Annotated in this window: 26 protein-coding genes; 13 read left to right on the top strand and 13 right to left on the bottom strand. The window is 58.0% G+C overall.

Translation table 11 applies throughout. The features are described 5' to 3' along the window. Nucleotides 1–16: 16 nt before the first annotated feature. Nucleotides 17–1,042 (bottom strand): hypothetical protein, encoded by a 1,026-nt coding sequence (locus tag WCX72_RS08350; protein WP_345969357.1) that lies wholly within the window; start codon nt 1,040–1,042, stop codon nt 17–19. Then, a complete protein-coding gene (locus WCX72_RS08345) occupies nt 1,039–1,641 on the bottom strand; it encodes a c-type cytochrome (protein ID WP_345969356.1) in 603 nt (200 codons plus the stop codon). The genes WCX72_RS08350 and WCX72_RS08345 overlap by 4 nt, the downstream gene beginning before the upstream one ends. A 123-nt stretch (nt 1,642–1,764) precedes the next feature. On the opposite strand from WCX72_RS08345, the gene WCX72_RS08340 reads away from it, so the two are divergent. Continuing rightward, the gene (locus tag WCX72_RS08340; protein WP_345969355.1) at nt 1,765–3,066 is read left to right on the top strand and encodes a cytochrome c peroxidase; all 1,302 of its coding nucleotides are present in this window, start codon (nt 1,765–1,767) and stop codon (nt 3,064–3,066) included. 19 nt (nt 3,067–3,085) lie between these two features. Here the strand turns inward: WCX72_RS08340 and WCX72_RS08335 are convergent, their stop codons facing one another. The 3 genes from WCX72_RS08335 to WCX72_RS08325 form a co-directional block, all read right to left on the bottom strand. Beyond that, nucleotides 3,086–3,865, bottom strand: a complete 780-nt coding sequence (locus WCX72_RS08335) for a PhzF family phenazine biosynthesis protein (RefSeq protein WP_345969354.1) — start codon at nt 3,863–3,865, stop codon at nt 3,086–3,088. Between the two features lie 77 nt (nt 3,866–3,942). Next, nucleotides 3,943–4,707 (bottom strand): DUF5995 family protein, encoded by a 765-nt coding sequence (locus WCX72_RS08330; protein WP_345969353.1) that lies wholly within the window; start codon nt 4,705–4,707, stop codon nt 3,943–3,945. Nucleotides 4,708–4,719: 12 nt separating this feature from the next. Continuing rightward, the gene (locus WCX72_RS08325) at nt 4,720–6,324 is read right to left on the bottom strand and encodes a cation:proton antiporter (protein ID WP_345969352.1); all 1,605 of its coding nucleotides are present in this window, start codon (nt 6,322–6,324) and stop codon (nt 4,720–4,722) included. A 211-nt stretch (nt 6,325–6,535) separates the two neighbouring features. On the opposite strand from WCX72_RS08325, the gene WCX72_RS08320 reads away from it, so the two are divergent. The 4 genes from WCX72_RS08320 (at nt 6,536) to WCX72_RS08305 (ending at nt 9,227) form a co-directional block, all read left to right on the top strand. Further along, a complete protein-coding gene (locus WCX72_RS08320) occupies nt 6,536–6,748 on the top strand; it encodes a hypothetical protein (RefSeq protein WP_345969351.1) in 213 nt (70 codons plus the stop codon). A gap of 94 nt (nt 6,749–6,842) precedes the next feature. Next, complete coding sequence (locus WCX72_RS08315) at nt 6,843–7,829, top strand: divergent polysaccharide deacetylase family protein (protein ID WP_345969350.1); 987 nt, start codon at nt 6,843–6,845, stop codon at nt 7,827–7,829. After that, a complete protein-coding gene (locus WCX72_RS08310; RefSeq protein WP_345969349.1) occupies nt 7,822–8,595 on the top strand; it encodes a DNA-processing protein DprA in 774 nt (257 codons plus the stop codon). The genes WCX72_RS08315 and WCX72_RS08310 overlap by 8 nt, the downstream gene beginning before the upstream one ends. Before the next feature lie 89 nt (nt 8,596–8,684). Continuing rightward, nucleotides 8,685–9,227 (top strand): nitroreductase family protein, encoded by a 543-nt coding sequence (locus tag WCX72_RS08305; RefSeq protein ID WP_345969348.1) that lies wholly within the window; start codon nt 8,685–8,687, stop codon nt 9,225–9,227. A 4-nt stretch (nt 9,228–9,231) separates the two neighbouring features. On the opposite strand, the gene WCX72_RS08300 is transcribed toward WCX72_RS08305, so the two are convergent. Further along, nucleotides 9,232–9,771 (bottom strand): lipocalin family protein, encoded by a 540-nt coding sequence (locus WCX72_RS08300; protein ID WP_345969347.1) that lies wholly within the window; start codon nt 9,769–9,771, stop codon nt 9,232–9,234. A gap of 97 nt (nt 9,772–9,868) precedes the next feature. On the opposite strand from WCX72_RS08300, the gene WCX72_RS08295 reads away from it, so the two are divergent. Beyond that, a complete protein-coding gene (locus WCX72_RS08295) occupies nt 9,869–10,372 on the top strand; it encodes a heme-binding protein (RefSeq protein ID WP_345969346.1) in 504 nt (167 codons plus the stop codon). 8 nt (nt 10,373–10,380) lie between these two features. Here WCX72_RS08295 and queA read toward each other — a convergent pair whose 3' ends face one another. The 4 genes from queA to hemW all read right to left on the bottom strand — a co-directional run bounded on the left by queA (nt 10,381) and on the right by hemW (nt 13,879). After that, entirely contained in the window at nt 10,381–11,424 is a 1,044-nt protein-coding gene (gene queA, locus WCX72_RS08290) for a tRNA preQ1(34) S-adenosylmethionine ribosyltransferase-isomerase QueA (RefSeq protein WP_345969345.1), read from the bottom strand. Continuing rightward, nucleotides 11,378–12,175 carry a twin-arginine translocase subunit TatC gene (tatC, locus tag WCX72_RS08285; RefSeq protein WP_345969344.1) on the bottom strand — a complete coding sequence of 266 codons (798 nt, stop codon included), beginning with the start codon at nt 12,173–12,175 and terminating at the stop codon, nt 11,378–11,380. Before tatC ends, queA begins: the two co-directional genes overlap by 47 nt. Before the next feature lie 104 nt (nt 12,176–12,279). Next, nucleotides 12,280–12,714 carry a Sec-independent protein translocase protein TatB gene (tatB, locus tag WCX72_RS08280; RefSeq protein ID WP_345969343.1) on the bottom strand — a complete coding sequence of 145 codons (435 nt, stop codon included), beginning with the start codon at nt 12,712–12,714 and terminating at the stop codon, nt 12,280–12,282. A gap of 109 nt (nt 12,715–12,823) precedes the next feature. Next, the gene (gene hemW, locus WCX72_RS08275; RefSeq protein WP_345969342.1) at nt 12,824–13,879 is read right to left on the bottom strand and encodes a radical SAM family heme chaperone HemW; all 1,056 of its coding nucleotides are present in this window, start codon (nt 13,877–13,879) and stop codon (nt 12,824–12,826) included. 172 nt (nt 13,880–14,051) lie between these two features. Between hemW and WCX72_RS08270 the strand changes: the two genes are divergently transcribed. From WCX72_RS08270 to WCX72_RS08245, 6 genes are read left to right on the top strand one after another with little or no spacing between them, the layout of a single operon-like run. After that, nucleotides 14,052–14,522, top strand: coding sequence for an RNA pyrophosphohydrolase (locus WCX72_RS08270; RefSeq protein ID WP_345969341.1), 471 nt, complete (start codon nt 14,052–14,054; stop codon nt 14,520–14,522). Nucleotide 14,523: 1 nt separating this feature from the next. Next, nucleotides 14,524–15,735 (top strand): aspartate kinase, encoded by a 1,212-nt coding sequence (locus WCX72_RS08265; protein ID WP_345969340.1) that lies wholly within the window; start codon nt 14,524–14,526, stop codon nt 15,733–15,735. A gap of 6 nt (nt 15,736–15,741) precedes the next feature. Next, on the top strand, nt 15,742–16,290 hold the full coding sequence (locus WCX72_RS08260; RefSeq protein WP_231018472.1) for a HobA family DNA replication regulator: 549 nt from the start codon (nt 15,742–15,744) through the stop codon (nt 16,288–16,290). Then, entirely contained in the window at nt 16,283–16,906 is a 624-nt protein-coding gene (locus WCX72_RS08255; RefSeq protein ID WP_345969339.1) for a DNA polymerase III subunit delta', read from the top strand. The genes WCX72_RS08260 and WCX72_RS08255 overlap by 8 nt, the downstream gene beginning before the upstream one ends. Then, a complete protein-coding gene (gene folP, locus WCX72_RS08250; protein ID WP_345969338.1) occupies nt 16,896–18,038 on the top strand; it encodes a dihydropteroate synthase in 1,143 nt (380 codons plus the stop codon). Before WCX72_RS08255 ends, folP begins: the two co-directional genes overlap by 11 nt. A gap of 20 nt (nt 18,039–18,058) precedes the next feature. Continuing rightward, nucleotides 18,059–19,645 (top strand): inorganic phosphate transporter, encoded by a 1,587-nt coding sequence (locus WCX72_RS08245; protein WP_345969337.1) that lies wholly within the window; start codon nt 18,059–18,061, stop codon nt 19,643–19,645. A gap of 6 nt (nt 19,646–19,651) precedes the next feature. Here the strand turns inward: WCX72_RS08245 and WCX72_RS08240 are convergent, their stop codons facing one another. Next, entirely contained in the window at nt 19,652–20,191 is a 540-nt protein-coding gene (locus WCX72_RS08240) for a peptidylprolyl isomerase (RefSeq protein WP_345969336.1), read from the bottom strand. Between the two features lie 71 nt (nt 20,192–20,262). On the opposite strand from WCX72_RS08240, the gene WCX72_RS08235 reads away from it, so the two are divergent. Continuing rightward, on the top strand, nt 20,263–20,772 hold the full coding sequence (locus tag WCX72_RS08235; RefSeq protein WP_345969335.1) for an outer membrane beta-barrel protein: 510 nt from the start codon (nt 20,263–20,265) through the stop codon (nt 20,770–20,772). Between the two features lie 2 nt (nt 20,773–20,774). On the opposite strand, the gene msrB is transcribed toward WCX72_RS08235, so the two are convergent. Both msrB and WCX72_RS08225 read right to left on the bottom strand, forming a co-directional pair. Continuing rightward, nucleotides 20,775–21,167 (bottom strand): peptide-methionine (R)-S-oxide reductase MsrB, encoded by a 393-nt coding sequence (gene msrB, locus WCX72_RS08230; RefSeq protein WP_345969334.1) that lies wholly within the window; start codon nt 21,165–21,167, stop codon nt 20,775–20,777. A 142-nt stretch (nt 21,168–21,309) separates the two neighbouring features. Next, nucleotides 21,310–21,594, bottom strand: a complete 285-nt coding sequence (locus WCX72_RS08225; RefSeq protein WP_231018465.1) for an HU family DNA-binding protein — start codon at nt 21,592–21,594, stop codon at nt 21,310–21,312. Nucleotides 21,595–21,753: the final 159 nt, after the last annotated feature.

Here is a 21,753-nt window from a genome sequence, read left to right as displayed (position 1 = left end):
AGGATACGGCAAGGGACTACCTTTTTCTGTGATCGCGATCACGTTGGTAGGATGCGGGGCCGCGCAGCCACGCCTGTTTTCTGCCGAGTGCACGATAGGCCCGGTAGAAGAAAAAGAGTGTCAGCCCGGCGGTACACCAATGGATCACCGTCGGGGGAAGATGGGGCGTCAAGTCTACCAGGACCCCGTCCCCGGGTTGGAGGCCGAAGCCGAAAAGCGCCGGCAGCCTGAAACCGTAATAGATGGAGAGCGTCCCGGCGGCGCTCAAAAGGCGTACCGTGCCCTCGGGCAGCCGCAGGCGCAAAAAAAGATAGACGAGCGCACTGAGGGCGCCGAAAAAGAGCCCGGGGGTATAGACGGAAAAGAGTGATGGCGCATCCACGGCGTTGTGCATGTCGGGGACGAAAAACCATCCATAGACAAATCCAGGAAAGAACCCGGCGAGCGTAAAGGCGGTGACTTTGGCAATCCTGGAAGCCCGTCCGGCTGCAATGGCAGCACCCGGCGTCCGGTCCGGGCAGGGGGCGGTGCAGTGGCTGCAGACGCGGCAACGTGCGTTCGTCGGCGGTGCAGTATTGTCCGTCGCGTATAGTGTTTCGGCGGGGAAGAGCGGGCAGAGTCCCGAACACCATCCGCTTTTCCCCTCAAAGAACCACCCCGCGGCGGCAGCCGCGATGCCCGTGCCGGCCAGCAGCGAGAGGGTCGCGGCGGCGTTGAGATCGAAAACGGCGTGTCTCAGCGGGATGACGGTCAGCAAAACGGCCACGGCGGAGAGCTGCAGCCATTCACGCTGGATCTGTGTTAGTTTGCGGCGCCTTGAAGCGCCTGCATGTTTCGGCAGGAGGGAGAGGGTCGCCAGGGGGCAGATATTGCGCCACGTTCCTATGGAGAGAAAGAGGATCATCGGTGCCGCCGGGATGAGAAGGTTCCAAAAGAGGTCCAGTCCCAGCGTCGGATGAAAGAGCAGGGCATAGATCAGGAGCAGGGCATAAGCCCCTATAAGCGATTGCGCTGTGCGCCAGCGCAGCAGGCTGGCGTTCATCTCTGGAGGCTTCTGATGTAGTGTGCCAACCCCGACATCTGGATTTTCGAGAGCCGCTCTTTGAACACCGGCATCGTCCCGATCGCCCCCTTTTTCCCGTTGCTCAGGACGGTCGCCACCAGGGTATCGCTGTAGGTTCTGAGGTCGGGGGCGACAAAGGCGATGCCTTCGCCGCTTTCATCATGACATGATGCACAGACCGACCACCTTTTGGGCTTGTTCCCCTTCAGCCCTTTTGACACGAACCGTGCGATCTCCTTCGCGTCACTCCCCTCAACCAGTCCCGCCGGCATCCCCGACGGGTAGACGCTCCTGAAGTTATTCGACCCGTTTTCAATGACGTACAGAACGGATTTTTCCGCGATACGATAGGTGTGGTTCTGCGCTTTGCCGTTGTTGCCTTCCCCGTTTTTGCCGTGGCAGGAGGTGCAGTGGATCGTATAGAGCGATTCGCCGATGCGGATGAGCTGCGCTTCGCTTTTTTTCTCCCGGTCGGCGTGAAGATTATAGTGATTGACATCGTCGATGTAAAAGGCCAAAAACAGTTTGGAGGCGAGGATGGCGACCATCAACACGAATCCGGCAGCGATAAATTTCATTTTCAGTGCTCCTTGTGTGGCATGGAAATCACAATGTACCCGCATCCGATACGCCGAACTGTGATTCGGATCACATAAGAAAATCGACGGATGCAATAGGATTGTCCGTTAAGGAGTTGAAAGATGAAATACCTGATGATCTTCTTGCTGGCGCTGCATCTCATCGCCGGCGATGATGAAAACCTGATTCTGCTGGCCTATGAGAGCGGACTGCAGCCCGTACCGGCACGTTATACGGGACTCATGCTCCTTCTGAATGAGGAGCCCGAAGCGTTTTCGGCCGCAAAGATCGCGCTGGGAAAAAAGCTCTTTTTTGACAGGAACCTGTCGCTGGGACGGGATGTCAGCTGCGCGTCGTGCCACCGTTTCGACAAAGGCGGTGCCGACGGGCGCCCCACCGCCGTCGGCCATCTGCGGCGGGAGAATCCGTACCATCTCAATACGCCGACGGTATTCAATACGGCGTTTTCGAAAAAACTGTTTTGGGACGGCAGGAGCGAGACGCTCGAGGATCAGGCCAGGGGGCCTTTGCAGGCCCCTTTTGAAATGGCCATTACCCCGAAAGCGGCGGAGAGAAGGGTCCGCGCCAACGGGGAGTATGACGGGCGGTTCAGGGCGGTGTACGGCGGGAGAGGGGTGACCTTCGACACCATTGTCGACGCGATTGCCGCTTATGAAAAGACCCTTCAGACCAGGGGCCGATACGATGACTTTTTATTGGGGTATACGGATGCGCTGAACGCAGGGGAGAAAGAGGGGTTGAAGCTTTTTATCACCAAAGGGTGCGTGGGGTGCCACAACGGGATCGGTCTCGGCGGTCAGGCTGTGCGGAAGTTCCCGCTCTCCTATCACAGGATCTGGAGCATGGGACGTCCGAAACAGATCGACAGCCTCACAAAGAGGTACGGCCTGGCCGTCGAGGCGTTGCGCCGGAGGGCATTCGACAATGACGCGGCGCGGCTGCAGTACCTGAAAGCGAAGCTGGACGAGGACGATCTCGTGCTGCTAGAAAAAGGCTTTTTTGACCGGATAGAAGAGAGTGAACGCGCAGCGGTCATGACATCTTCAGGGTGTTCCGCATGCCACGTGGAGGGAAGTCTCGGCATAAAAAAGGCGCTTCTACCGCACATCGCATTCCCTTTTGAGAACCGGGGAGGCTTTACGGGGGCGCCAAACAGATACTTCAGGGTACCGCTGCTGCGCAATGCCGTCAAAACAGCTCCCTATTTTCACAACGGCAGCGTTGAGAAGCTTGAAGAGGCGATCAAGGTGATGGGAATCCACCAGCTCAGAACAAACCTGAGCGAAAACGAGATCGGGAAGATCGTCGCGTTTTTGAGGGCCGCGGACGGCGCCCCGGTCACGTATGATATTGCAGCGCAAAAGGACATGCGTAAACGCGTTCGGGGAAAGGAGAGTAGGTAATAGCGGACGCTAGGGGGCCTCAGAGGGAGATGCTGCCCGTGAGATACGTAACGGCGCGTCCGGAGATGATCACCCTTGTCCCGGCCAGCTCGCAGCGCAGTTCGCCGCCGCGGGGGGAGACCTGCCTGGCATGGAGTGTTCTTCTGCCGAGCCGCTTGGCCCAGTAGGGGGTGAGCTGGGTGTGGGCGGAGCCGGTGACCGGATCTTCGTCGATGCCGAAGTTGGGGGCGAAGAAGCGGCTGACAAAGTCGTAGCGTTCATTCCGCGCCGTAATGCAGACCCCCCGCAGGTCCAGGGCGCGGAGCGCAGCGTAATCGGGGGTGAGTTTGGTCAGATCCTCCCCGTCGGGAAAGACGACGATATAGTCGCTGCCTTTGAGCACTTCGACCGGCGGCTTTCCGAACGCGGTGACGATCTCCGGTGGTACGGGGACGGCCAGGGGCGGTTCGGAGGGGAAATCGAGGGCGAGATATGCGCCTTTGCTGGTGATGTGCAAAGGCCCGCTGCGCGAATCGAAGGTGATGCTTTCCCCTCTGTAACCGAGGTGTTTGAAGAGGACATGGGCTGCCGCCAGCGTGGCATGCCCGCACAGGTCTACTTCCGTCGTCGGGGTGAACCAGCGAATACGGTATCCCTGGGTCTCTTTGACGAAAAAAGCCGTCTCGGCAAGGTTGTTCTCCGCGGCGATCCACTGCATCATTGTATCGTCCATCCAGGTTTCCAGGGGGCAGACGGCGGCGGGGTTTCCTTCGAAAATGTGCGCGGCAAACGCATCGATCTGATAAAGGGGAATTGTCACGTTTTTATCCCTTTTGGGTTGATGGGTCTATGATTATAAAACGAACGCGCCCACTTGTCAAAGTTGCTGACCAAGCCTCATGAAGCGGCACTGTCTAGTGCCGCGATTTTCTCTGTCACGCTGCCGCGCTCGCCCACTCTGACCAGCAGGAAAAGCGTCGTGGCGAGGGGGCCGGGATGGGCGACGAGTGCCGCATAGCTGATAACCTCTTTGTCCAGGGCGTCGATGTAGACTGCAGCGGCCGCCGCGTCGCTGCGGGCCAGTGCAAGGGCATTGTCCCATGCCGCATCGCGGGCCTTCTCCATGCTGAAGGCGGCCAGTGTTTCGTCGGTACGCAGGGCCAGCCGGTCCAGCAGATGTAGCACAGGCCAGATGGTTGCCAGTTCTTGTTCGACTTCGTCGATCATACCGGTGAGAATGGTATTGATCTTTTTGAAATCGTTTTCGAGGGATGTAATGGCTTCACCGGGCGCGGTCTCGGCGGCCGCGATGCCGAGGTCGAGATTGATATGCGCGTTCATCCCGAGAAAAAGATGCTGCAAGACGATATAGCGTTTCGTACCGGCAGCGTCGAAAGCGTACTGCCACGCCCGGGTGACCGGCCTCCCGGCTTGGTAGGCGTTGTAGGCCTCCAGGTAGCGGTTGGCGAAGCGGACATCCAGCCGTTCCATCCTGCCGCCGTCGTCAAAATAGCCTTCGGCGATTTTCTGTTTCACCTCTGCCGTCACCCGGTGGTACAGCGTCGCGAAATAGCCCATGGTGCTGCCGCGCGCGTTGGCATGGTCGATGATCTGCCGCAGACGTGCGAGGACGTCGTCGATGGTGGTTGCAGGGTGTTGCATGGCACGGCTCCTTCAGGATTTGGGCTCGGTCGCCTCTTCGACGAGGAGGCTTGAGACCTCAAAACTCGCATCAATGAAACGGGCGCCTTCGATGCTGCGGAGCTGCCGCCGTTCGGTCGGAGTGTCGATCTTCATAATAATATCGGGCTGCGCGCTAAAGGCGCGGACGGCCTCGCCGATCAGGCGCTTGTTGTGTTCGCTGTTGACCGTCAGGATAACGGCTTTGGCACTCTCGACGTTGAGTGATTCGAGTACCGGGCGTTTGTTGAGGTGGCCGAAGTAGGCCATGTAGCCGAGCTTGCGCGCATGCAGTACCTGCTTGAGGTTGTCCGTGATGACGATGAAGGAGACGCCTTTGGCCTGCAGGTCGGCGCAGACGATCTTGCCCAGCGTTGAAAACCCGGCGACAACGATGTGACCGCTACGGCCGATCGGGGTGATGACGTCGGCTTCGTAAAACTCTTTTTCGAAGTAGGAGGAGAGTTTGTAGATGTTGTTGACGACGAGGGGAGTGAGGATCATGGAGATGACGCTCACAAGGATCAGGAAGCTGGCGGCTTCGCTGCTGATGAGTTTCTCCGCCCCGGCCAGGGCGAAGACGGCAAAGGAGAACTCCCCGATCTGCGCGAGGGCGAAGGCGCTTTTGGCCGAGGTGTTCTTGTCGTTATTGCGACGGATAATGGCGTAGATAACGGCGGCTTTGAAAAGCATGGCCAGGACGAAAACGAACAGGATGAGATGGATATGCTCCAGGAAATAGAGCAGGTCGATCTTGGTGCCGACGCCGAAAAAGAAAATACCCAGCAGCAGGTCCCGGTAGCTGGCGATGTCCGACTCGACTTTGACGCTGTAGTCGGTATCGGCGATGATCATCCCGGCGATGAAGGCCCCTAGCGAATAGGTAAAGCCCATCCCGTGCGCAAGCAGGGAGGTGCCGATGACGATGGCGAACACGGCGCCGAGAAAGAGTTCGTCTAGTTCCGTGCGCGCGGAGAATTTCAACAGGGCATTGACGCTCTTCGCCCCCACCGTGAACATGACGGTGATGACGATGGCGGCCGACAGGGCCGTTTTAAGCAGCACCTCGCCCATGGAGAGGTCATGGTTGGAGAGGAAACTGATCAGCAGAAGGATTGGGATGACCGCCAGATCCTGGAAAATCAGGATCCCCATCGAGATCTGCCCGTAGGGGGTCAGGATGTCCTTGGACTGTTTGAGGTAGGTGAGGACGATCGCCGTCGACGAGAGCGAAAAGGCCAGGGCGACGATAAGGGAGGTATTGAAGTCCAGGCCGAAAGGGAAATAGGCGAGGACGAAAATAACGAGGACGCTGAGGGAGACCTGCAGCAGACCGTTGGTCAGGAGGATCTCTTTCATGCTCCGGATCCGCCCAAGGCTCAGTTCAAGCCCGATGGTGAACATCAAAAAAACGATGCCGAATTCGCCGACGACGTCGAGGGTGAGAATGCTCAGCCCGTTGAAACCGAAAAGGTAGCTGATGATCGTCCCCGTGAGGATATAGCCGATGAGGTGGGATATTCCCAGGCGCTTGAGCAGGATGCTCAGTACCGCGGCGATGGCAAGGGTAAGAAAGATTGCCAGAAGTAATTGGTCCATGCTGAAAGTATAGGCTGTATTTATTTTATTTGATCGAAATCCCTGTATAAAAATGGCGCATCACCTGGGAAGTCAAAGTGCCGACAAGTGTAAAATGGCGTGTAAATATGAAATAGTGCATTAAAAAAAATGGCAAAACGCCAAAAAAATGGATACATTAACTCAAATTAACTATAATACACTGTAGATATTATATGGGAAAGGGGTGCTGATGATACAAGAGCTTTATAATAAATTGTCGGCGATGGATTGGACCTATCATGCGCTACAAAAGCCGGAGTCGGGCGTCATAACAATGCGGGCCACTTCCATGGATCCGCAGGGAGTGTTGGAGGTCATGCGGATCCGGGAGATCGCCGAGGAGTTCCGGCTCTATACGAAGTGGGACGGTCAGGATATTGTCATCGGGCGCAAAGAGGAGTAGCGGCTGCGTGAAAAAAGGTGGCATAGTGCCCTGTTAACCGCCCTGTTATCAGATTCTTATTACAATGTGCCGACAAGAATCATGAGGGATTTTAATGGCGCAACAGCGGAAGAAGAGTGCTCCCAGGAAGCGTGCGGCCGGGGGAAAAACCAGGCGCAAAAAAAACACATTTACCTATACGCTGCTCAAAGGAGTGATCTTTTTGCTGATCGCCTTTATACTGGCGGCGGGAGGCTATTTCTTTGGATACCAGAAGGCGAAGCAGGAGCATCGCGGGGCACTCTTGACGGAGCGTCAGCACAGCGCCGAACTGAAAAAGGCGCTTAAAAAGGCAAAAGCGAGAACGGCCAGCCATGAATATGAAAAAGCACCGCCGCGACCGGCAGCACGGGCTGAAAAAGTCGAACCGGAAACGGGGGCGAAACCGATGATGGCCATCATATTCGATGATGTCTCTTTCGCCCATGACGTCCGCAACATCAAAGCATTGAACCTGCCGGTGACGATGTCTTTCCTTCCCCCCTCCAAACGCCACCCCGATTCAGCTGCATTGGCGGCGAAGCAATCCTACTATATGGTCCACCTTCCGATGGAGGCGGTCTCCTTTTCGGCCGAAGAGCCTTTGACCCTGCATGTCAGTGATGACGAGGCGGTGATCGATGAGCGTATCCGGCAGATCAAGAACCTTTTTCCGAAAGTCGCCTTCGTCAACAACCATACGGGAAGCAAGTTCACCGCCGACCGTGGTGCGATGGAGAAACTCCTTTATGCGCTCGACCGGGAAGGGATCACCTTCATCGACAGCCGTACGACCGGCAAGACGGCGGTACCTGGCCTGATGAAGTCGCTGCACCGTCCCTACATCAGCCGCGACGTTTTCCTTGATCACGACCCCGATGTCGACGCGGTGAAAAAGCAGGTGCGTCGTGCAGTGAAGATCGCGAAAAAGTACGGTTCGGTCGTCGTGATCGGCCATCCGCATAAACAGACGCTCCAGGGGTTGGCAGAGTCCAAGGCGCTTCTCGAGTCGGTACAGCTGGTGCGGATCGATACATTGGCGGCATACGAAAGCCATGAGTGATCTGCTTTCAGTGAAGGTCCCCGCCCTCGAGGCGATGCGGAAATATCCGGAAACGCTCTATTTCGAGGGCAATACGGCGCTGCTCTCAAGGGTCAAGCTCTCCATTGTCGGCTCTCGGCGGGCGGACGGATATGCCCGCTTTATCACGTCACAGTTGGCGTCGAAACTTTCGCACGCAGGGGTCTGTATCGTCAGCGGCGGTGCGATGGGCATCGACGCGACGGCCCATGCGGCAGCGGGCGCGGCCAATACGATCGCCGTGCTGGGCAGCGGGATCGATGTTCGTTACCCGGCGACAAACCGCGCTCTGCTCGACAGCATTGCGCACGAAGGGTTGCTACTCAGCCCCTTCAATGACGGTTTCCAGGCGACGCCCTGGAGCTTTGTCGTCCGCAATGAGATCGTTGTCGCGCTGGGCGATGCCCTGATCGTCACCCAGGCGGATGAGAACAGCGGCAGTATGCGCAGCGTGGAGCATGCCCTGCGCATGGGAAAGAAGATCTATGTCCTTCCCCACCGCATCGGCGAAAGCGAGGGAACCAACCGTCTGCTCGAAGAGGGGAGAGCGGAAGCGATCTATGATATCGACACCTTCGTGGCGCGTTACGGCGAGGCCACGCGCTGTGTCGGCGACCCTTTTTTGGAATACTGCCGAACCGGACCGACCTACGAAGATGCCGTGCGGGACTATCCCCAGGAGGTCTTCCGCTACGAACTTGAGGGCAAAATCGCCATTACGGCGGGTCGGATCAGCGTTCTTGTGTAAATGACCGGCAGGCAGGAACCCTCTGTCGCCATAACATTTTTTTGATGTGTTAAGGAAAGATTTAACCGCGATAAGCGTATGATGTGTTGATGTTTCTCTCCAAAGGATGGCAGATGCGCAGCACGGAATACGGTATCGACGACCTCTTTTTGAAACGGTTCTCCCCCAAACATTTTCTGGACAAACCCCTGGGGGAGAAGGACCTCTGTGCCGTCTTGGAAGCCGCGATGACGGCGCCGTCGTGTTTCAATGAACAGCCGTGGCGTTTTGTTCTGGGACCGAAGGAGGATTTCCTCGATATTCTCAGCACGAAAAATGCCGATTGGGCTGCATCTGCTCCTCTGCTGATGATGGTCTGTTCGACCCAGACCTTCTCCTATAACCGAAAACCGAACCGATGGCACGCCTTCGACAGCGGCACGGCGATGGCTTTTCTGATCGTCGAAGCCTCCAAACGCGGCATCTATGTGCATCCCATGGGCGGGTTCAGTGTCGATAGGGCGAAAGAGCGTTTCGGGCTTATGGGTCTTGAACCCCATGCGGTGCTTGCCCTGGGCTACAGTGATGAACCCCATACTATGACGACGCGCGTCGGACTCGACGAGATCGTCATCGACTGTCGGGAGAGCTGACGGCTCAGTGGTTGCACATCGCCTTGAAGCCGGTCCAGTAGAGTTTGAAGGGGTCGTATTTCAGTGCGACGAGGCGCGCGAGAATCGCTTCCCGGTCCCTGTCGTCCAGCACCGTGTCGCGGGCAAGGATCCAGAGGTACTTGCGCTGGGGATCGCCGACGACGGCATAGCGGTAGTCGTCGGCAAGCATAATGATCCAGTAATCGCCGTAAAAGGGCCAGAAAAAGCTCACCCGCAGTTTGGCGTTCCCGCTCGCTTCGACAACGCGGGCCTCTCCTTGCGCCTGATCCTTTAACCTCCCGGCATCGTCATAGCAGCGGTTGACGACCGCGACATGATCCGCTTTCAGCCGGTACGTGGCCGTCGCCCCGACACACCCCTCCTCGAAGCGGTTTTCATAGCGGGCGATCTCGTGCCAGAGACCGCTGTAGCGCTCCAGATCGACGTGCTCGACGGTAGGGAGGGGCACAGGGGCTTTTTGCTGGCAGCCCTCCAGGAGGGTGATGAGCACGGTCAGTGTCAAAAGGGTCAGGAGTTTCGTCATGGTCTCGCCGTTTAATGGTGGAGTGTGCGCCATTTTACCATTTTCGCGTTCCTGCCGCTCTGCTATAATCGATGCCACACTATGCAAAGGAGTGCTTATGAAAATCGCAACCGTCTTGGGCGTATTGACACTGCCCGCTTTTCTGCTCACCGCCGCCGACGTCATCCGGATCGAACGCATGGATCTCGGTCTCGCTTCGGAGATCGCCAAGCGCGCCGTCGAGGCCTGCCGGCAGGAGGGGTACTGGGTCAGTGCCGTCGTCGTCGACCGCAGCGCCAATGTCCAGGTGGTGATGCGCGACACCTATGCGGCGCGTTTTACGATGCAGATCGCCGAACAGAAAGCCAACGCGGTGATCATGGCGGGGACGGACACGACGACCTTCGTCACCAACCGCAGCGATATCCGCAATGAACTGAACAACATCGACGGGCTGATCATGATGGAAGGGGGGCTTCCGGTGAAATCGGGCGACACCCTTATCGGTGCCGTCGGCGTCAGCGGTGCACCCGGCGGCAAGCTGGATGCCGCCTGTGCGGCGAAGGCCCTCGATTCACTCAAGGAGCGGCTGGCGTTCGCACTGATGGATGACGACGAGTAGGGAGGGACTTAGAGGATCAGCATCGCGTCGCCGTAGCTGTAGAAACGGTACTGCTCCCGGATCGCTTCGGCATAGAGTTCGTGGGTCTTTTCCAGTCCGACGAAGGAGGCGACAAGCATCAGCAGGGTCGATTTGGGCAGGTGGAAATTGGTCAGCAGGTGGTTGACGCGCTGCGGCGGGTTGCCGGGGTGCAGAAAGAGGTTCGCTTCGCCCCCGGTTTCCCGGGTGCGGACGTAGTACTCGACGGTGCGGGTCGAGGTCGTGCCGACGCAGAGCAGGGGCAGGTCGCCGTCGATGAGGGCCTTGGCATTGTTTGGGATCTCGTAGTACTCCGAGTGCATCGGGTGGTCGGTGATGATCTCCGCTTCGACGGGTTTGAAGGTACCGGCGCCGACGTGCAGCGTGACGTTGGCGTGGGGGTGGTGCGCGCAGACCGAGGCGAAGAGTGCGTCGGTAAAGTGCAGCGACGCCGTCGGCGCGGCGACGGCGCCTTCGTTTTTCGCGAAGACCGTCTGGTACTCCACGGCGTCTTCGTCGTTGTCCTCACGCTGGATGTAGGGGGGCAGCGGCATATGCCCGATGATATCGATGATCGGCAGGAGGGCTTCGAAACGCAGCTTCTCCCCTCCGCGCTCAAACGTAACGGTGCGGCTGCCGTCCTCGTGCAGCTCCTCGACGACGGCCTCGAGCTCCTGTCCGAACAGCAGACGGCTACCTGCTTTCATCTTCCCCCGGATATAGACGCTGACCCGGTAGGCGTCGAGGGGGCGGTTGATGAGGAGTTCGACCTTTCCGCCGCTCTCTTTTTTTCCGAAAAGGCGGGCCTTGATCACCTTGGTGTCGTTGAAGATGATACCGCACCCCTCGGGCAGGAAGGCTTCGATCTTGTCGAAGCGCGTGTGGGTGAGCGTGTCGGTTTTGCGGTCATAAACGAGCAGCCGCGCATGGTCGCGCGGCTGGGCCGGATGGACGGCAATAAGCGCCTCGGGGAGGGTGAAGTCGTAACTAGACGTTCTGAGGGGCAACGGCCTCTTCCTCGTCCTCGTCGTCATCTTCATCATCCTCTTTCGGTGCGGGGTTAACCATTTTGACGATGAGAATGGAGAAGCCGTACAGCACGATCAGCGGACCGGCCATCAACAGCTGCGTCAGGACGTCCGGCGGCGTGAGCAGGGCGGCGACGATAAAGATGAGGACGATGGCGTATTTGAAGAACGCCGTCATCTGGCGGTCGTCGACGAGGCCGAGCAGCGCCAGGAAGTAGGCAAAGACCGGGAGCTCGAAGGCGAGGCCGAAGCCGAACATGATCTTCGTAAAGAAGCCGACGTAATCCTCGATGTTGATCAGCGGGGTGAACTTGAAGCTACCGAAGGTGATAAGGAAGTCGAACCCGAAGGGGGTGACGATATAGTAGGCGAAGGCGACGCCGACGACGAACATCGTCGTCCCGCCGAAGACGAAGGGGAGGATCATCTTCTTTTCGTTCTCATAGAGGCCCGGGGCGATGAAGAGCCAGATCTGCCAGAGGATGACCGGCAGCGCGCCGAGAATGGCTGCAAAGAAGGCGACCTTCAGCGCGACGAAGAAGGCTCCGCCGACCTGGTTGGTCGTTACCATACCGTTGGCGGCGTTGACGGACTTTTTGCCGACTTCGATCAGGGCGTCGTTGAGGGGGTGGATCATCCATTCGAGGATCGGCTCGTGAAAATAGAACATGATGAAGAACATGCCGATCAGTGTCAGGACGGAGATGCCCAGGCGTTTACGCAGCTCTACAAGGTGGGGACGCAGTTCGTCAAACATTCTCTTCTCCATTAGCCGCTGTTGCACATGCAGTGTCAGCGGAATTCCGCGGCGTAGCGAGGAGAGAACAAGTAAAACGGCTTGCCCCGGTCAGGGCAGAAAAGTTACGCATTCTCATTGTCCTCATCGGAACTCTCTGTACTTTTTTTCTTTTTGCTGAAGGTGACGACTTCCGGTTTTTTGGCATCCGAGGCGGCTTCGGCTTTAGGCTTTTTGGGGGCGGGGGATTCTACCGTCGTCGTTTCGCCGGCCATGTCGATGACGGCGTCAAACTCGTCGGTCAGTTCGGTAAAGGCGCTCGCCTGGCTCAGTTTCTCTTTCTCTTCGAGCAGGTTGTCCTTGTAGCTGTTCACTTCGCGCTTGATGTCGTCGACATGGAGCTCCTCCTCGATAGAGGCCTTGGCCGAGGCCAGCGTACGCTTGGCGCTGCGGAAGAAACGGGCGATATCGACCATGGTCTGGGGCAGTTTGTCCGGTCCCAGAAACAAGATGGCGATAATAGCGATGATGAGGATCTCTGAAAATCCCATTCCGAACATGGCGTTTCCCGTCAGGGTGCTGCTGCGGATAGCGGCGGCTCTCCCGTTAGATAAATTTATGATCCGGGATTATAGCACAGGAGGTTTAAGGGGAAGCGAATGGGCGCGCTTACCCCTGGAGGTAGAGGACGATCTCGTCGCTGAGCAGGTAGTCCGTGTTGTAAAAGCGGCCGGCCTCACAGCGCAGTTTCCCCTCCGCTTCAAGCCAGCGGGCGCGTTGCAGTTCCTCCGGGTCGAGCAGTGCCTCGGGGATGCCGACGACGGAGCGCAGTCCGAGGAAGAGGCGTTCGGTTTTGACCGCGTCCGCATCAAGGGGCTCGGTGGTGCGAAAAAGGGGATCGGCGATGTAGGCCTCAACGTCGCGGTGGGGGTAGTAGCGAACGGTGTCGATGCAGCCCACGGCACCGGCGCCCAGCCCGATGTAGGGTTTGTACTCCCAGTAGCCGAGGTTGTGGCGGGAGCGGTAGCGGCCGAAATTGGAGATCTCGTACTGTTCGAAACCGTGGGCCTTGATACGCGCGAAGAGCCATGATGTCAATACCAGTTTTTCGTCGGCGACCTCCGGGGTGGCTGAGAAGGGGGTCCCCTCCTCGATGGTGAGGGCATAGGCGCTCAGATGGTCGACGGGAAGGGCGAATACCTGTTCCAGGTCGTGCGCCAACAGCGTTTTCGTATCCCCGGCGACACCGTAAATGAGGTCGAGGGAGAGGTGCTCGAATCCCGCGCCCTGTGCCGCCGTGACGGCACTCACCGCCTGGTCGGGGGTATGGGCGCGTCCCAGCCGCTTCAGCTTCTCCGGGTCGAAACTCTGGACGCCGAAACTGATGCGGTTCACTCCGAGCGCTTTCATGCCCGCCAGCCACTCGGGTGTCGCGCTGTTGGGGTTGGCCTCGCTGGTGATCTCCGCACCGGGTTTCAGGTAGGGACGGAGCCGTGCAAAGAGCGGGGCGTAGAGCTCCGGCGCGACCGTCGAAGGGGTGCCGCCGCCGATAAACAGGGTCTCGAGGCTCTCCGGTGCCAGGTCCAGCCGTTCAATCTCTTCTTCCAGCTGCCGTCCGAGCGCCGCCATGTAATCGCGCCGCAGCGCGAACTTGTCGACATAGGAGTTGAAGCTGCAGTAATGGCACTTGCTGTCGCAAAAAGGGATATGGACATATAAAAGCATGCCGCATTGTAATCCCTTGGACGTTAGCCGCGGTTGAGCCGGGCAAAAAACAAGCACGATTTAACCGCGCTTGCCCTATAATACGCGCATTGAAAAAAGCGGGCACTTCTCATAACCCTACCCGGTTTGCGCTGGGGTTATTAGAGGTGCTCCAAAACGAGTAAAGAGGCCTATGGAATCCGTCAAACCCTACCGTCCGAACGTCGCGGCGATCATTGTCCCGCCGGAGTACCCGGAGGTCAAGCAGATCTTTATCGCCGAACGCAGCGATATCAGCGGCATCTGGCAATTCCCGCAGGGGGGTATCGACCGGGGAGAGTCTCCCGAAGAGGCGCTGATCCGCGAGATCGAAGAGGAGATCGGTACGAAAAAGGTGGAAGTCGTCGCCGAGTATCCCGATTGGCTTGCATATGATTTTCCGGAGCACGTCGCGGAGCGCATGCGCCCCTATTGCGGGCAGACACAGCGCTATTTTCTCGTACGCCTCAAGCACAAGGCGAAGATTAACCTGGAGACGAAACATCCGGAGTTTATCGATTACAAGTTCATCGAGATCGATGCACTGTATGACTACGTTGCACACTTCAAGAAACCGATCTACGAGAAGGTGATCGGCTATTTTAAAGCAAAGGGGTATCTGTAAGATGCTGATTGTTCAGAAATACGGTGGTACGAGCGTCGGCGACCTGGAGCGCATCCAGAACGTCGCCAACCGCGTTGCCAAAACGGTCAAAGAGGGGAATGACGTCGTCGTCGTCGTTTCGGCGATGAGCGGTGAGACCAACAAGCTGGTCTCCTACGCCGAACACTACAGCGACAACCCCCAGCGCGAAGAGGTGGATATGCTGCTGAGCTCCGGTGAGCGGGTCACGGCGGCGCTGCTCTCCATCGCTTTGAACGAAATGGGGCTGCCGGCCGAATCCATGAGCGGCCGCCGCGCGGGGATCGTGACCGACACGGTCCATACGAAAGCGCGGATCGAGCACATCGACCCGACGCCGATGCGCCGCGCAATTGGCGAGGGCAAGGTGGTCGTCGTCGCGGGCTTCCAGGGTGTCAACGAGCAGGGGCGCGTCACGACGCTCGGCCGCGGCGGCAGCGACCTCTCCGCCGTGGCGATCGCCGGGGCGCTCGAAGCGGATCTCTGCGAGATCTATACGGACGTCGACGGAATCTATACGACCGATCCGCGCATTGAGCCGAAGGCGAAAAAGCTGGAGAAGATCTCCTACGACGAGATGCTCGAGCTTGCATCGCTCGGCGCAAAAGTCCTGCAGAACCGTTCGGTCGAACTGGCCAAGAAACTTAACGTCAACCTCGTCACCCGTTCGAGCTTTTCGGATGCCGAAGGGACATTGATCACAAAGGAAGAGAACATTATGGAAAAACCATTGGTTAGCGGTGTGGCGCTCGACCGTAATCAGGCGCGTATCTCACTCGGAGGCGTTGTCGACCGTCCCGGCATCGCTTCCGATATTTTCGGCAAGCTGGCATCGAACAACGTCAACATCGACATGATCATCCAGACCCTGGGGCATGACGACTCGACGAACCTGGACTTCACGGTCCCGATGAACGAACTCGGCGATGCGAAAAAAGTCGTCGAGACCTTTATCGAAGAGGGCGAGATCAAAGAGGCCAGCTACGACGAAAAGATCTGTAAGGTCTCCATCGTCGGCGTCGGCATGAAATCGCACACGGGTGTTGCCGCGAAGGCGTTTAAGTCGATGGCGCAGGAGAACATCAACATCATGATGATCTCCACTTCCGAGATCAAGGTCTCCATGGTTATCGATGAAAAGTACGCCGAACTGGCGGTACGCGCGCTTCACAGCGTTTACGAACTGGAGAAGTAAACCCCCATGCAGTCGTTCATGAAATGGATGCTCGAGACCATACGCTCCGAGGGGGCGTCGTTCAACTGGGTCGAAGAGAACCGTTTCGAATGGACGGCCTCCACCATGCTCGCCGTGTCGCAGATCGTCACGGGAAAGACGATCGTCCTGGTGACCGACCGCAAGCGCAAATGGTTCCAGCACTACATCTCCTCGACGATCAACCAGCTCTCCAACGACCGGCCGATGGTGCCGCTGATCAGCCTGGACCGGATCTACCCGGAGTTCGATGAGATGACGAGCGGCGACGCGATGGATATGCTTGCCGACATGCTCGACCTCTCCTTCGCGGGCAACTACTTCTTCTGGTACGTCGGCAAGGGGAGCGACCCCCGCTCCGAGATCGCCAAGCGGGCGGACAACAGCTGCCTCTGGCTCCTCGATGAAGAGTTCGGCCACGCGATGAAGCTGCGCTCTTTCGACCCCTACCTCGATATCAAGCTCCTGCAGCTCTACCGCCTGTTCGACCTCTCGCTCAACGCGGTCCTCTTCGGGGAGGTCGACGCGGATGAGTAGTTTCGAACGCAGCCACATCATCCTCGCCGAGGAGATCGAGGAGCGCTTCGAGGCTTTCAAAAAGGCAGTGCACCCGAGCCGCGTCGTCGGTTTCGTCCGCGACGATTTCCTCATCGAGGACGCTAAAGCGGTCATCGCCGAAGCCTATATCAGTGAGGCGTCGCTGAAATACGTCGTCCTGGCGGCGAAACAGTTCAACATCTACTCCCAGAACGCCCTGCTCAAACTGCTTGAAGAACCTCCCACCAATATCGCCCTCGTTATCATTGCGCCGAGCAAGTCGGTGCTGCTGCCGACGGTACGTTCGCGCCTGCCGATCCTCAACGAGCTCTCCGGCGAAGCGCCGCAGGGGGTGGAGCTGACCCTGGGATCGCTCGACCTGGGGGCGCTTTACGGCTTCGTCACCTCGGTAGGACGGATGGACCGCCACGAGTCCAAGGCGCTGATCGAGCGGCTTTTCTACCAGGCGAGCGTTGTCGAGAAACTTCCGCTGAGCACGGAGCAGCTCGACGCTTTCGCACAGGCGTTCCGGCTGCTGGAAGTAAACGCCCGGCTGCAGAACGTCCTGTTGACGGTACTGATGCCCTTTCTGCCGGAGCAGCGTCGTGCGGGTTGAACGCCTCTCGACGCAGAGCGACATTCGGACGCTGCTGGCGCGTCTCGATGTCGACGCCGGGGGACGGAAGATCCTCGCGGCCAAGGCGGCGCTCCATTTCATTTACATTCGCGACCTGCATGTCGGCGCGGCCAATATCCTCAAACAGGACGCCCTCTCCGTCGGGGCGGATCTGGCGGTGCCCAAGGGGACGATCCTGGCGCAGACCCCGCGGGTCGACGCCCTGCTGCTGGCGACGACGCGGCAGCTTGAAGAGCTTTCCCGCAAGGAGCTGGCCCAGCCCTTCGGGCTCAAGGAGGTGGCCCTCGAGCTGAAGCGTTTTGCCGGGGTGAAAAAGCCCGGAGCGGCGAAGATTATGGGGATTGTCAACACCAACGAGGACAGCTTCTTTTCGGGGAGCCGTTTCAAAGATGCCGCCGCGGTCGAACGGATCGAAACGATGATCGAGGAGGGGGCGCAGATCATCGATCTCGGAGGGGTCTCCTCCCGGCCGGGGTCCGCGGCGGTACCCGCAGACGAAGAGCTTGAACGGGTGAAGCCCGTCATCGATGCGGCCTACGCCCACCGCCTCTACGAGCGGGCGGACTTCAGCTTGGATAGTTACGCGCCTTCGGTGCTCTCGTATGCCCTGGAGCGGGGCTTTACGATCGTCAACGACATTACCGGCCTGGCCGACGACGCGGTGGCGAAGCTCTGCGGCGAATACGGCGCCACGGCGGTGATCATGCATATGCAGGGCACCCCGCAGACGATGCAGTCGCAGCCGGAGTACGACGATCTTTTCGGGGAGTTGGGCGACTTTTTCGAATCCCGCATCGCCAAGGCAAAGGCATACGGGGTCGAAGAGATCGTGCTGGATGTAGGCATCGGCTTCGGAAAGAGCCTGGAACACAACCTCAAACTTATCCGCGACCTGGAGCATTTCAGACGCTTCGGATACCCGCTGCTCGTCGGGGCCAGCCGTAAGTCGATGATTGCTAAAATTGTTCCCTCCGAACCGTTTGAGCGGTTACCGGGAACGCTGGCTCTGCATCTCGAAGCCGTGCGCAACGGCGCAGAGATCATACGGGTGCATGACGTCAAGGCACATGCACAGGCGCTGAAGGTTTACGAGGCGCTTTATCACTTATAAACATCAATTGGGGAGAAACGATGGATATTAGAACCGTCAAAAAAATGGAGAAGAAGGCTGTCAAAAGCTCGAAAAACGATTTTACGAAACTGGGGCTGGCCCTCTTTTTCATGGTCGGCGTACTCTTTTACAGCTCGGTAACGCACTCCGGCGTCACCAACAGCCTCTTTCTGGCGATTGCCGCGCTCTTCGGTGCCTACATGGCGCTGAACATCGGGGCGAACGATGTCGCCAACAATGTGGGACCGGCCGTAGGTTCCCGGGCACTGACGATGGGCGGCGCGATCATTATCGCCGCCATTTTTGAAGCCAGCGGGGCCATTATCGCCGGCGGCGACGTCGTCGGGACGATCAAAAAAGGGATCATTGATCCTGCAGCCTTCGTCGATGCCTCCCAGTTTATCTGGGCCATGACGGCGGCGCTGCTGGCCGGCGGGCTCTGGCTCAACCTGGCAACGACGATGGGAGCGCCGGTCTCGACGACGCACTCCATCGTGGGCGGCGTCATGGGGGCGGGGATCGCCGCTTCCGGTTTCGGCGCCGTTGCCTGGGGCACGATGGGTACCATCGCCGCCAGCTGGGTGATCTCACCGCTGCTCGGCGGGGTGATCGCCGCGCTCTTCCTCTTTACCATTAAGAAGACGATGATCTACAAAGAGGATAAACTGAGCGCCATGAAGAAAATGGTCCCGCTCTATGTCGCGGTGATGGGGTGGGCCTTCGTCACCTACCTGATGCTCAAAGGGGTCAAGCATATCGTCAAAATCGATTTTCCGACGGCATTGGGGATCGGATTTGCCGCGGCCGTCGCGATCTATTTTATGGTCAAGCCGATGGTCGCCACGGCAGCAGTGTCGCTGCGCAACCATCGTGACGACGTCAACAAGCTCTTTACGATTCCCCTGATCTTCGCCGCGGCGCTGCTCAGCTTCGCCCACGGGGCGAACGACGTCGCCAACGCCGTCGGTCCATTGGCGGGGATCGCCGATGCCGTGCAGCACAGCGTTATCAGCACCAAGGCGAGTATCCCGATGTGGGTCATGCTCGTCGGCGCCATCGGGATCGCGCTGGGGCTGGCGCTCTACGGTCCGAAGCTGATCCGCACCGTCGGCAGCGAGATCACCGAGCTCGACCAGGTCCGCGCCTACAGCATCGCGATGGCGGCGGCCATTACGGTCATCGTCGCATCACAGCTCGGCCTGCCGGTCAGCTCCACGCACATCGCCATCGGCGGCGTCTTCGGCGTCGGTTTCCTGCGCGAATTCCTCTACCATACGAAAGAGGAGGAGCTGATCCGCGTCGAGCGCCGTCAGCTGGCCGAGGATGAGAAGGTCCTGAATGCAATGAACGCCGAGAAGGAGACCCTGGAGGCGAAAGAGGGCAAAAGCCAGGAGGATTACGAGCGTATCGTCCAGCTGTACCAGATGATCGAGGAAGAAGAGGAGAAGATCCGTATTGATAAGAAGCAGCTCAAGCGCGCCGAGAAGATCAAATATGTCAAGCGCGATGCGATCAAGAAGATTATTGCGGCATGGGTGATCACGGTTCCCGCTGCCGCCGTGCTATCCGCCGCGATCTTCTACACGATCCGCGGCATGATGCTCTAAGCGCCGCTACTCGGCGACGCTTGCCTTGAGAATCGTCTGCGCCTCCAGCGGACGGTCCTGTCTGCCTGTGCGGACCCCTTCCAGTTTATAAACAACATCCATCCCTTTGACGACATAACCGAAGATCGTGTAGCCGCCGTTCAGCCAGGGGGCCCCCGCCGTTGTAATAAAGAACTGGCTGCCGTTGGTATTGCGCCCCGCGTTGGCCATGGCAAGGATACCCGGTTTGTCGAAGATGACGTTGGGGGCGTACTCGTTTTTGAAGGGTTTGTGCCAGATGGATTCGCCGCCGCGGCCGGTGCCTGTCGGGTCGCCGCCCTGGATCATGAAGCCCTTGATGATACGGTGGAAGATGATCCCGTCGTAGTAGCCTTCTTTGACGTGGGTGAGGAAGTTTTCCGCCGCCAGGGGAGCGAGGTCTTCACGGATCTCGAGTTCGATCGTTCCCTGGTTTGTTTTCAGAAGGACATGGGGGTGTTTGGCAGGTGTGCCGAAGAGGGCTGCTGCAGCAAGAAAGAGGATGGTAAAGGCGAAAAATTTTCGCATAGGCTCTCCTTTTTTTCCGCCATTATATCTCATGGTGCTATAATGCCGGCCATAACAATAGAAAGGACAAAATGATGAAAAAAATTGTATCAGTCGCAGCGGCAGTGCTGCTCTCATCTTCTCTCTACGCCCAGCAGCAGGGCAGTAACGGTTTCTACGTCGGTGCGGGCATCGGTCTCGAAGCGATGCCGAAACATGTCGACGACGGCGTCGGTCTGGCGATCAAGGGCGGTCTGGAGCTTGACACTGTGCTGAAAAACCTCGGTGTGGAAGCGGAGCTGAGTACATCCCTGGTTGCACCGGAAATCAGTAACAGCAACAACAAGATCGACGTCACGACCCTCGGTGTTTATGCGACCTATACGATCGATATCCCGGGTTCCGCCTTCAAAGTCCGCCCGAAATTCGGTCTCATTCTCCCGAACCTCGGCGACGAGCTTCACTCACGCGGCGATCTGGCGATTTCGGGCGGTATTGCCGGAATGTACGAGCTGAACAACCAGCTGGACCTCTACGTCGAGTATGTCAACACGTCCGAGGCGATGAACAACTACATGATCGGTCTGGCCGTCAACTTCTAAATTCACCCCTCATCGAAGGTCAGGCAGACGGAGTTGATGCAGTAGCGCAGCCCCGTCGGTTCCGGACCGTCGGGAAAGACATGCCCCAGGTGGGCGTCACAGCGCGCGCACCTTACCTCCACCCTCGTCATCCCTAAACTCGTATCTTTGATCTCGACCAGTGCCTCGTCGCTGTAGGGTTCGAAATAGCTCGGCCAGCCCGTCCCCGAATCGAACTTCGTATCCGAGGTAAAGAGTGGCGCGTCACAGCAGACGCAGCGGTAGACACCGTCGCCTTTGTGCTGGTAGAATTTTCCGCTGAAGGGGGCTTCCGTACCGTGCTCGCGGCAGACGTGGTAGGCTTCCGGCGAGAGCTGCGCACGCCACTCCTGTTCCGTTTTGGTCATTTTTTCCATAGGGTGCCTTTGCATGCATAGATGTTTATGGGCATGAGTGTGCCAGAAGAATCCTGTCTGAAATGGGTTATGAAGGGATTAGAATCAGAAGTTAATGGTTGTATGGGGAAAGCGGGCCGCGGCACGCGGCCGGAGTGAGGAGTTATTTGCCTTCGGCAACGCGGTCTTTGAGACCTTTTCCTGCTTTGAACTTCGGAACCATTTTGTCCGCTGTTGTGTAGCTTTTGTCCGTACCCGGAACCGTACCGCTTTTTCCCTTTTGAAGGGCAGATGTGAAGCTACCGAAACCAACAAGTGTGACATCCTCTTTTGCGACGAGTGCTTCCGTTACCGCATCCGCGAATGCTTTAATGGCAGCTTCTGCCTCTGCTTTAGTTTTGTAGTCACCGTGCTTCTGAACCAGTTCGACAAACTGTGCTTTGTTCATAAAACGCTCCAAGTCATTGAAATATAACACCTCTTGGAGCACGCAATTTAGGGGATTGGCGCTCGCAAAGCTGTTCTGACGGTTACTTTATAGTCTGTTTGCTTAAATTTATCTTCAAGTGATTGATTTTGGGGGGAAATGGGGGGATTTGTCCCCCGG

Source organism: Thiomicrolovo immobilis (genome assembly GCF_039645955.1).
Classification (GTDB): Bacteria; Campylobacterota; Campylobacteria; order Campylobacterales; family Sulfurimonadaceae; genus Thiomicrolovo; species Thiomicrolovo diazotrophicus.
The sequence above is the reverse complement of the archived record's forward strand: the minus strand, read 5'-3'. Positions and strand labels throughout refer to the sequence as shown.

What these genes read in the sequence shown, in the direction of transcription:
- WCX72_RS08310 (WP_345969349.1), top strand. Translation starts at nt 7,822, where the DNA reads ATGAGTGATCTGCTTTCAGTGAAGGTCCCCGCCCTCGAGGCGATGCGG.
- msrB (WP_345969334.1), bottom strand. Translation starts at nt 21,167, where the DNA reads ATGGAAAAAATGACCAAAACGGAACAGGAGTGGCGTGCGCAGCTCTCG.
- WCX72_RS08350 (WP_345969357.1), bottom strand. Translation starts at nt 1,042, where the DNA reads ATGAACGCCAGCCTGCTGCGCTGGCGCACAGCGCAATCGCTTATAGGG.
- WCX72_RS08255 (WP_345969339.1), top strand. Translation starts at nt 16,283, where the DNA reads ATGAGTAGTTTCGAACGCAGCCACATCATCCTCGCCGAGGAGATCGAG.
- WCX72_RS08295 (WP_345969346.1), top strand. Translation starts at nt 9,869, where the DNA reads ATGAAAATCGCAACCGTCTTGGGCGTATTGACACTGCCCGCTTTTCTG.
- WCX72_RS08315 (WP_345969350.1), top strand. Translation starts at nt 6,843, where the DNA reads ATGGCGCAACAGCGGAAGAAGAGTGCTCCCAGGAAGCGTGCGGCCGGG.
- WCX72_RS08330 (WP_345969353.1), bottom strand. Translation starts at nt 4,707, where the DNA reads ATGCAACACCCTGCAACCACCATCGACGACGTCCTCGCACGTCTGCGG.
- WCX72_RS08345 (WP_345969356.1), bottom strand. Translation starts at nt 1,641, where the DNA reads ATGAAATTTATCGCTGCCGGATTCGTGTTGATGGTCGCCATCCTCGCC.
- WCX72_RS08340 (WP_345969355.1), top strand. Translation starts at nt 1,765, where the DNA reads ATGAAATACCTGATGATCTTCTTGCTGGCGCTGCATCTCATCGCCGGC.
- WCX72_RS08235 (WP_345969335.1), top strand. Translation starts at nt 20,263, where the DNA reads ATGATGAAAAAAATTGTATCAGTCGCAGCGGCAGTGCTGCTCTCATCT.
- WCX72_RS08320 (WP_345969351.1), top strand. Translation starts at nt 6,536, where the DNA reads ATGATACAAGAGCTTTATAATAAATTGTCGGCGATGGATTGGACCTAT.
- WCX72_RS08270 (WP_345969341.1), top strand. Translation starts at nt 14,052, where the DNA reads ATGGAATCCGTCAAACCCTACCGTCCGAACGTCGCGGCGATCATTGTC.
- WCX72_RS08265 (WP_345969340.1), top strand. Translation starts at nt 14,524, where the DNA reads ATGCTGATTGTTCAGAAATACGGTGGTACGAGCGTCGGCGACCTGGAG.
- WCX72_RS08260 (WP_231018472.1), top strand. Translation starts at nt 15,742, where the DNA reads ATGCAGTCGTTCATGAAATGGATGCTCGAGACCATACGCTCCGAGGGG.
- WCX72_RS08240 (WP_345969336.1), bottom strand. Translation starts at nt 20,191, where the DNA reads ATGCGAAAATTTTTCGCCTTTACCATCCTCTTTCTTGCTGCAGCAGCC.
- tatC (WP_345969344.1), bottom strand. Translation starts at nt 12,175, where the DNA reads ATGTTTGACGAACTGCGTCCCCACCTTGTAGAGCTGCGTAAACGCCTG.
- tatB (WP_345969343.1), bottom strand. Translation starts at nt 12,714, where the DNA reads ATGTTCGGAATGGGATTTTCAGAGATCCTCATCATCGCTATTATCGCC.
- WCX72_RS08325 (WP_345969352.1), bottom strand. Translation starts at nt 6,324, where the DNA reads ATGGACCAATTACTTCTGGCAATCTTTCTTACCCTTGCCATCGCCGCG.
- WCX72_RS08225 (WP_231018465.1), bottom strand. Translation starts at nt 21,594, where the DNA reads ATGAACAAAGCACAGTTTGTCGAACTGGTTCAGAAGCACGGTGACTAC.
- WCX72_RS08245 (WP_345969337.1), top strand. Translation starts at nt 18,059, where the DNA reads ATGGATATTAGAACCGTCAAAAAAATGGAGAAGAAGGCTGTCAAAAGC.
- hemW (WP_345969342.1), bottom strand. Translation starts at nt 13,879, where the DNA reads ATGCTTTTATATGTCCATATCCCTTTTTGCGACAGCAAGTGCCATTAC.
- WCX72_RS08300 (WP_345969347.1), bottom strand. Translation starts at nt 9,771, where the DNA reads ATGACGAAACTCCTGACCCTTTTGACACTGACCGTGCTCATCACCCTC.
- queA (WP_345969345.1), bottom strand. Translation starts at nt 11,424, where the DNA reads ATGACGACGAGGACGAGGAAGAGGCCGTTGCCCCTCAGAACGTCTAGT.
- WCX72_RS08305 (WP_345969348.1), top strand. Translation starts at nt 8,685, where the DNA reads ATGTTTCTCTCCAAAGGATGGCAGATGCGCAGCACGGAATACGGTATC.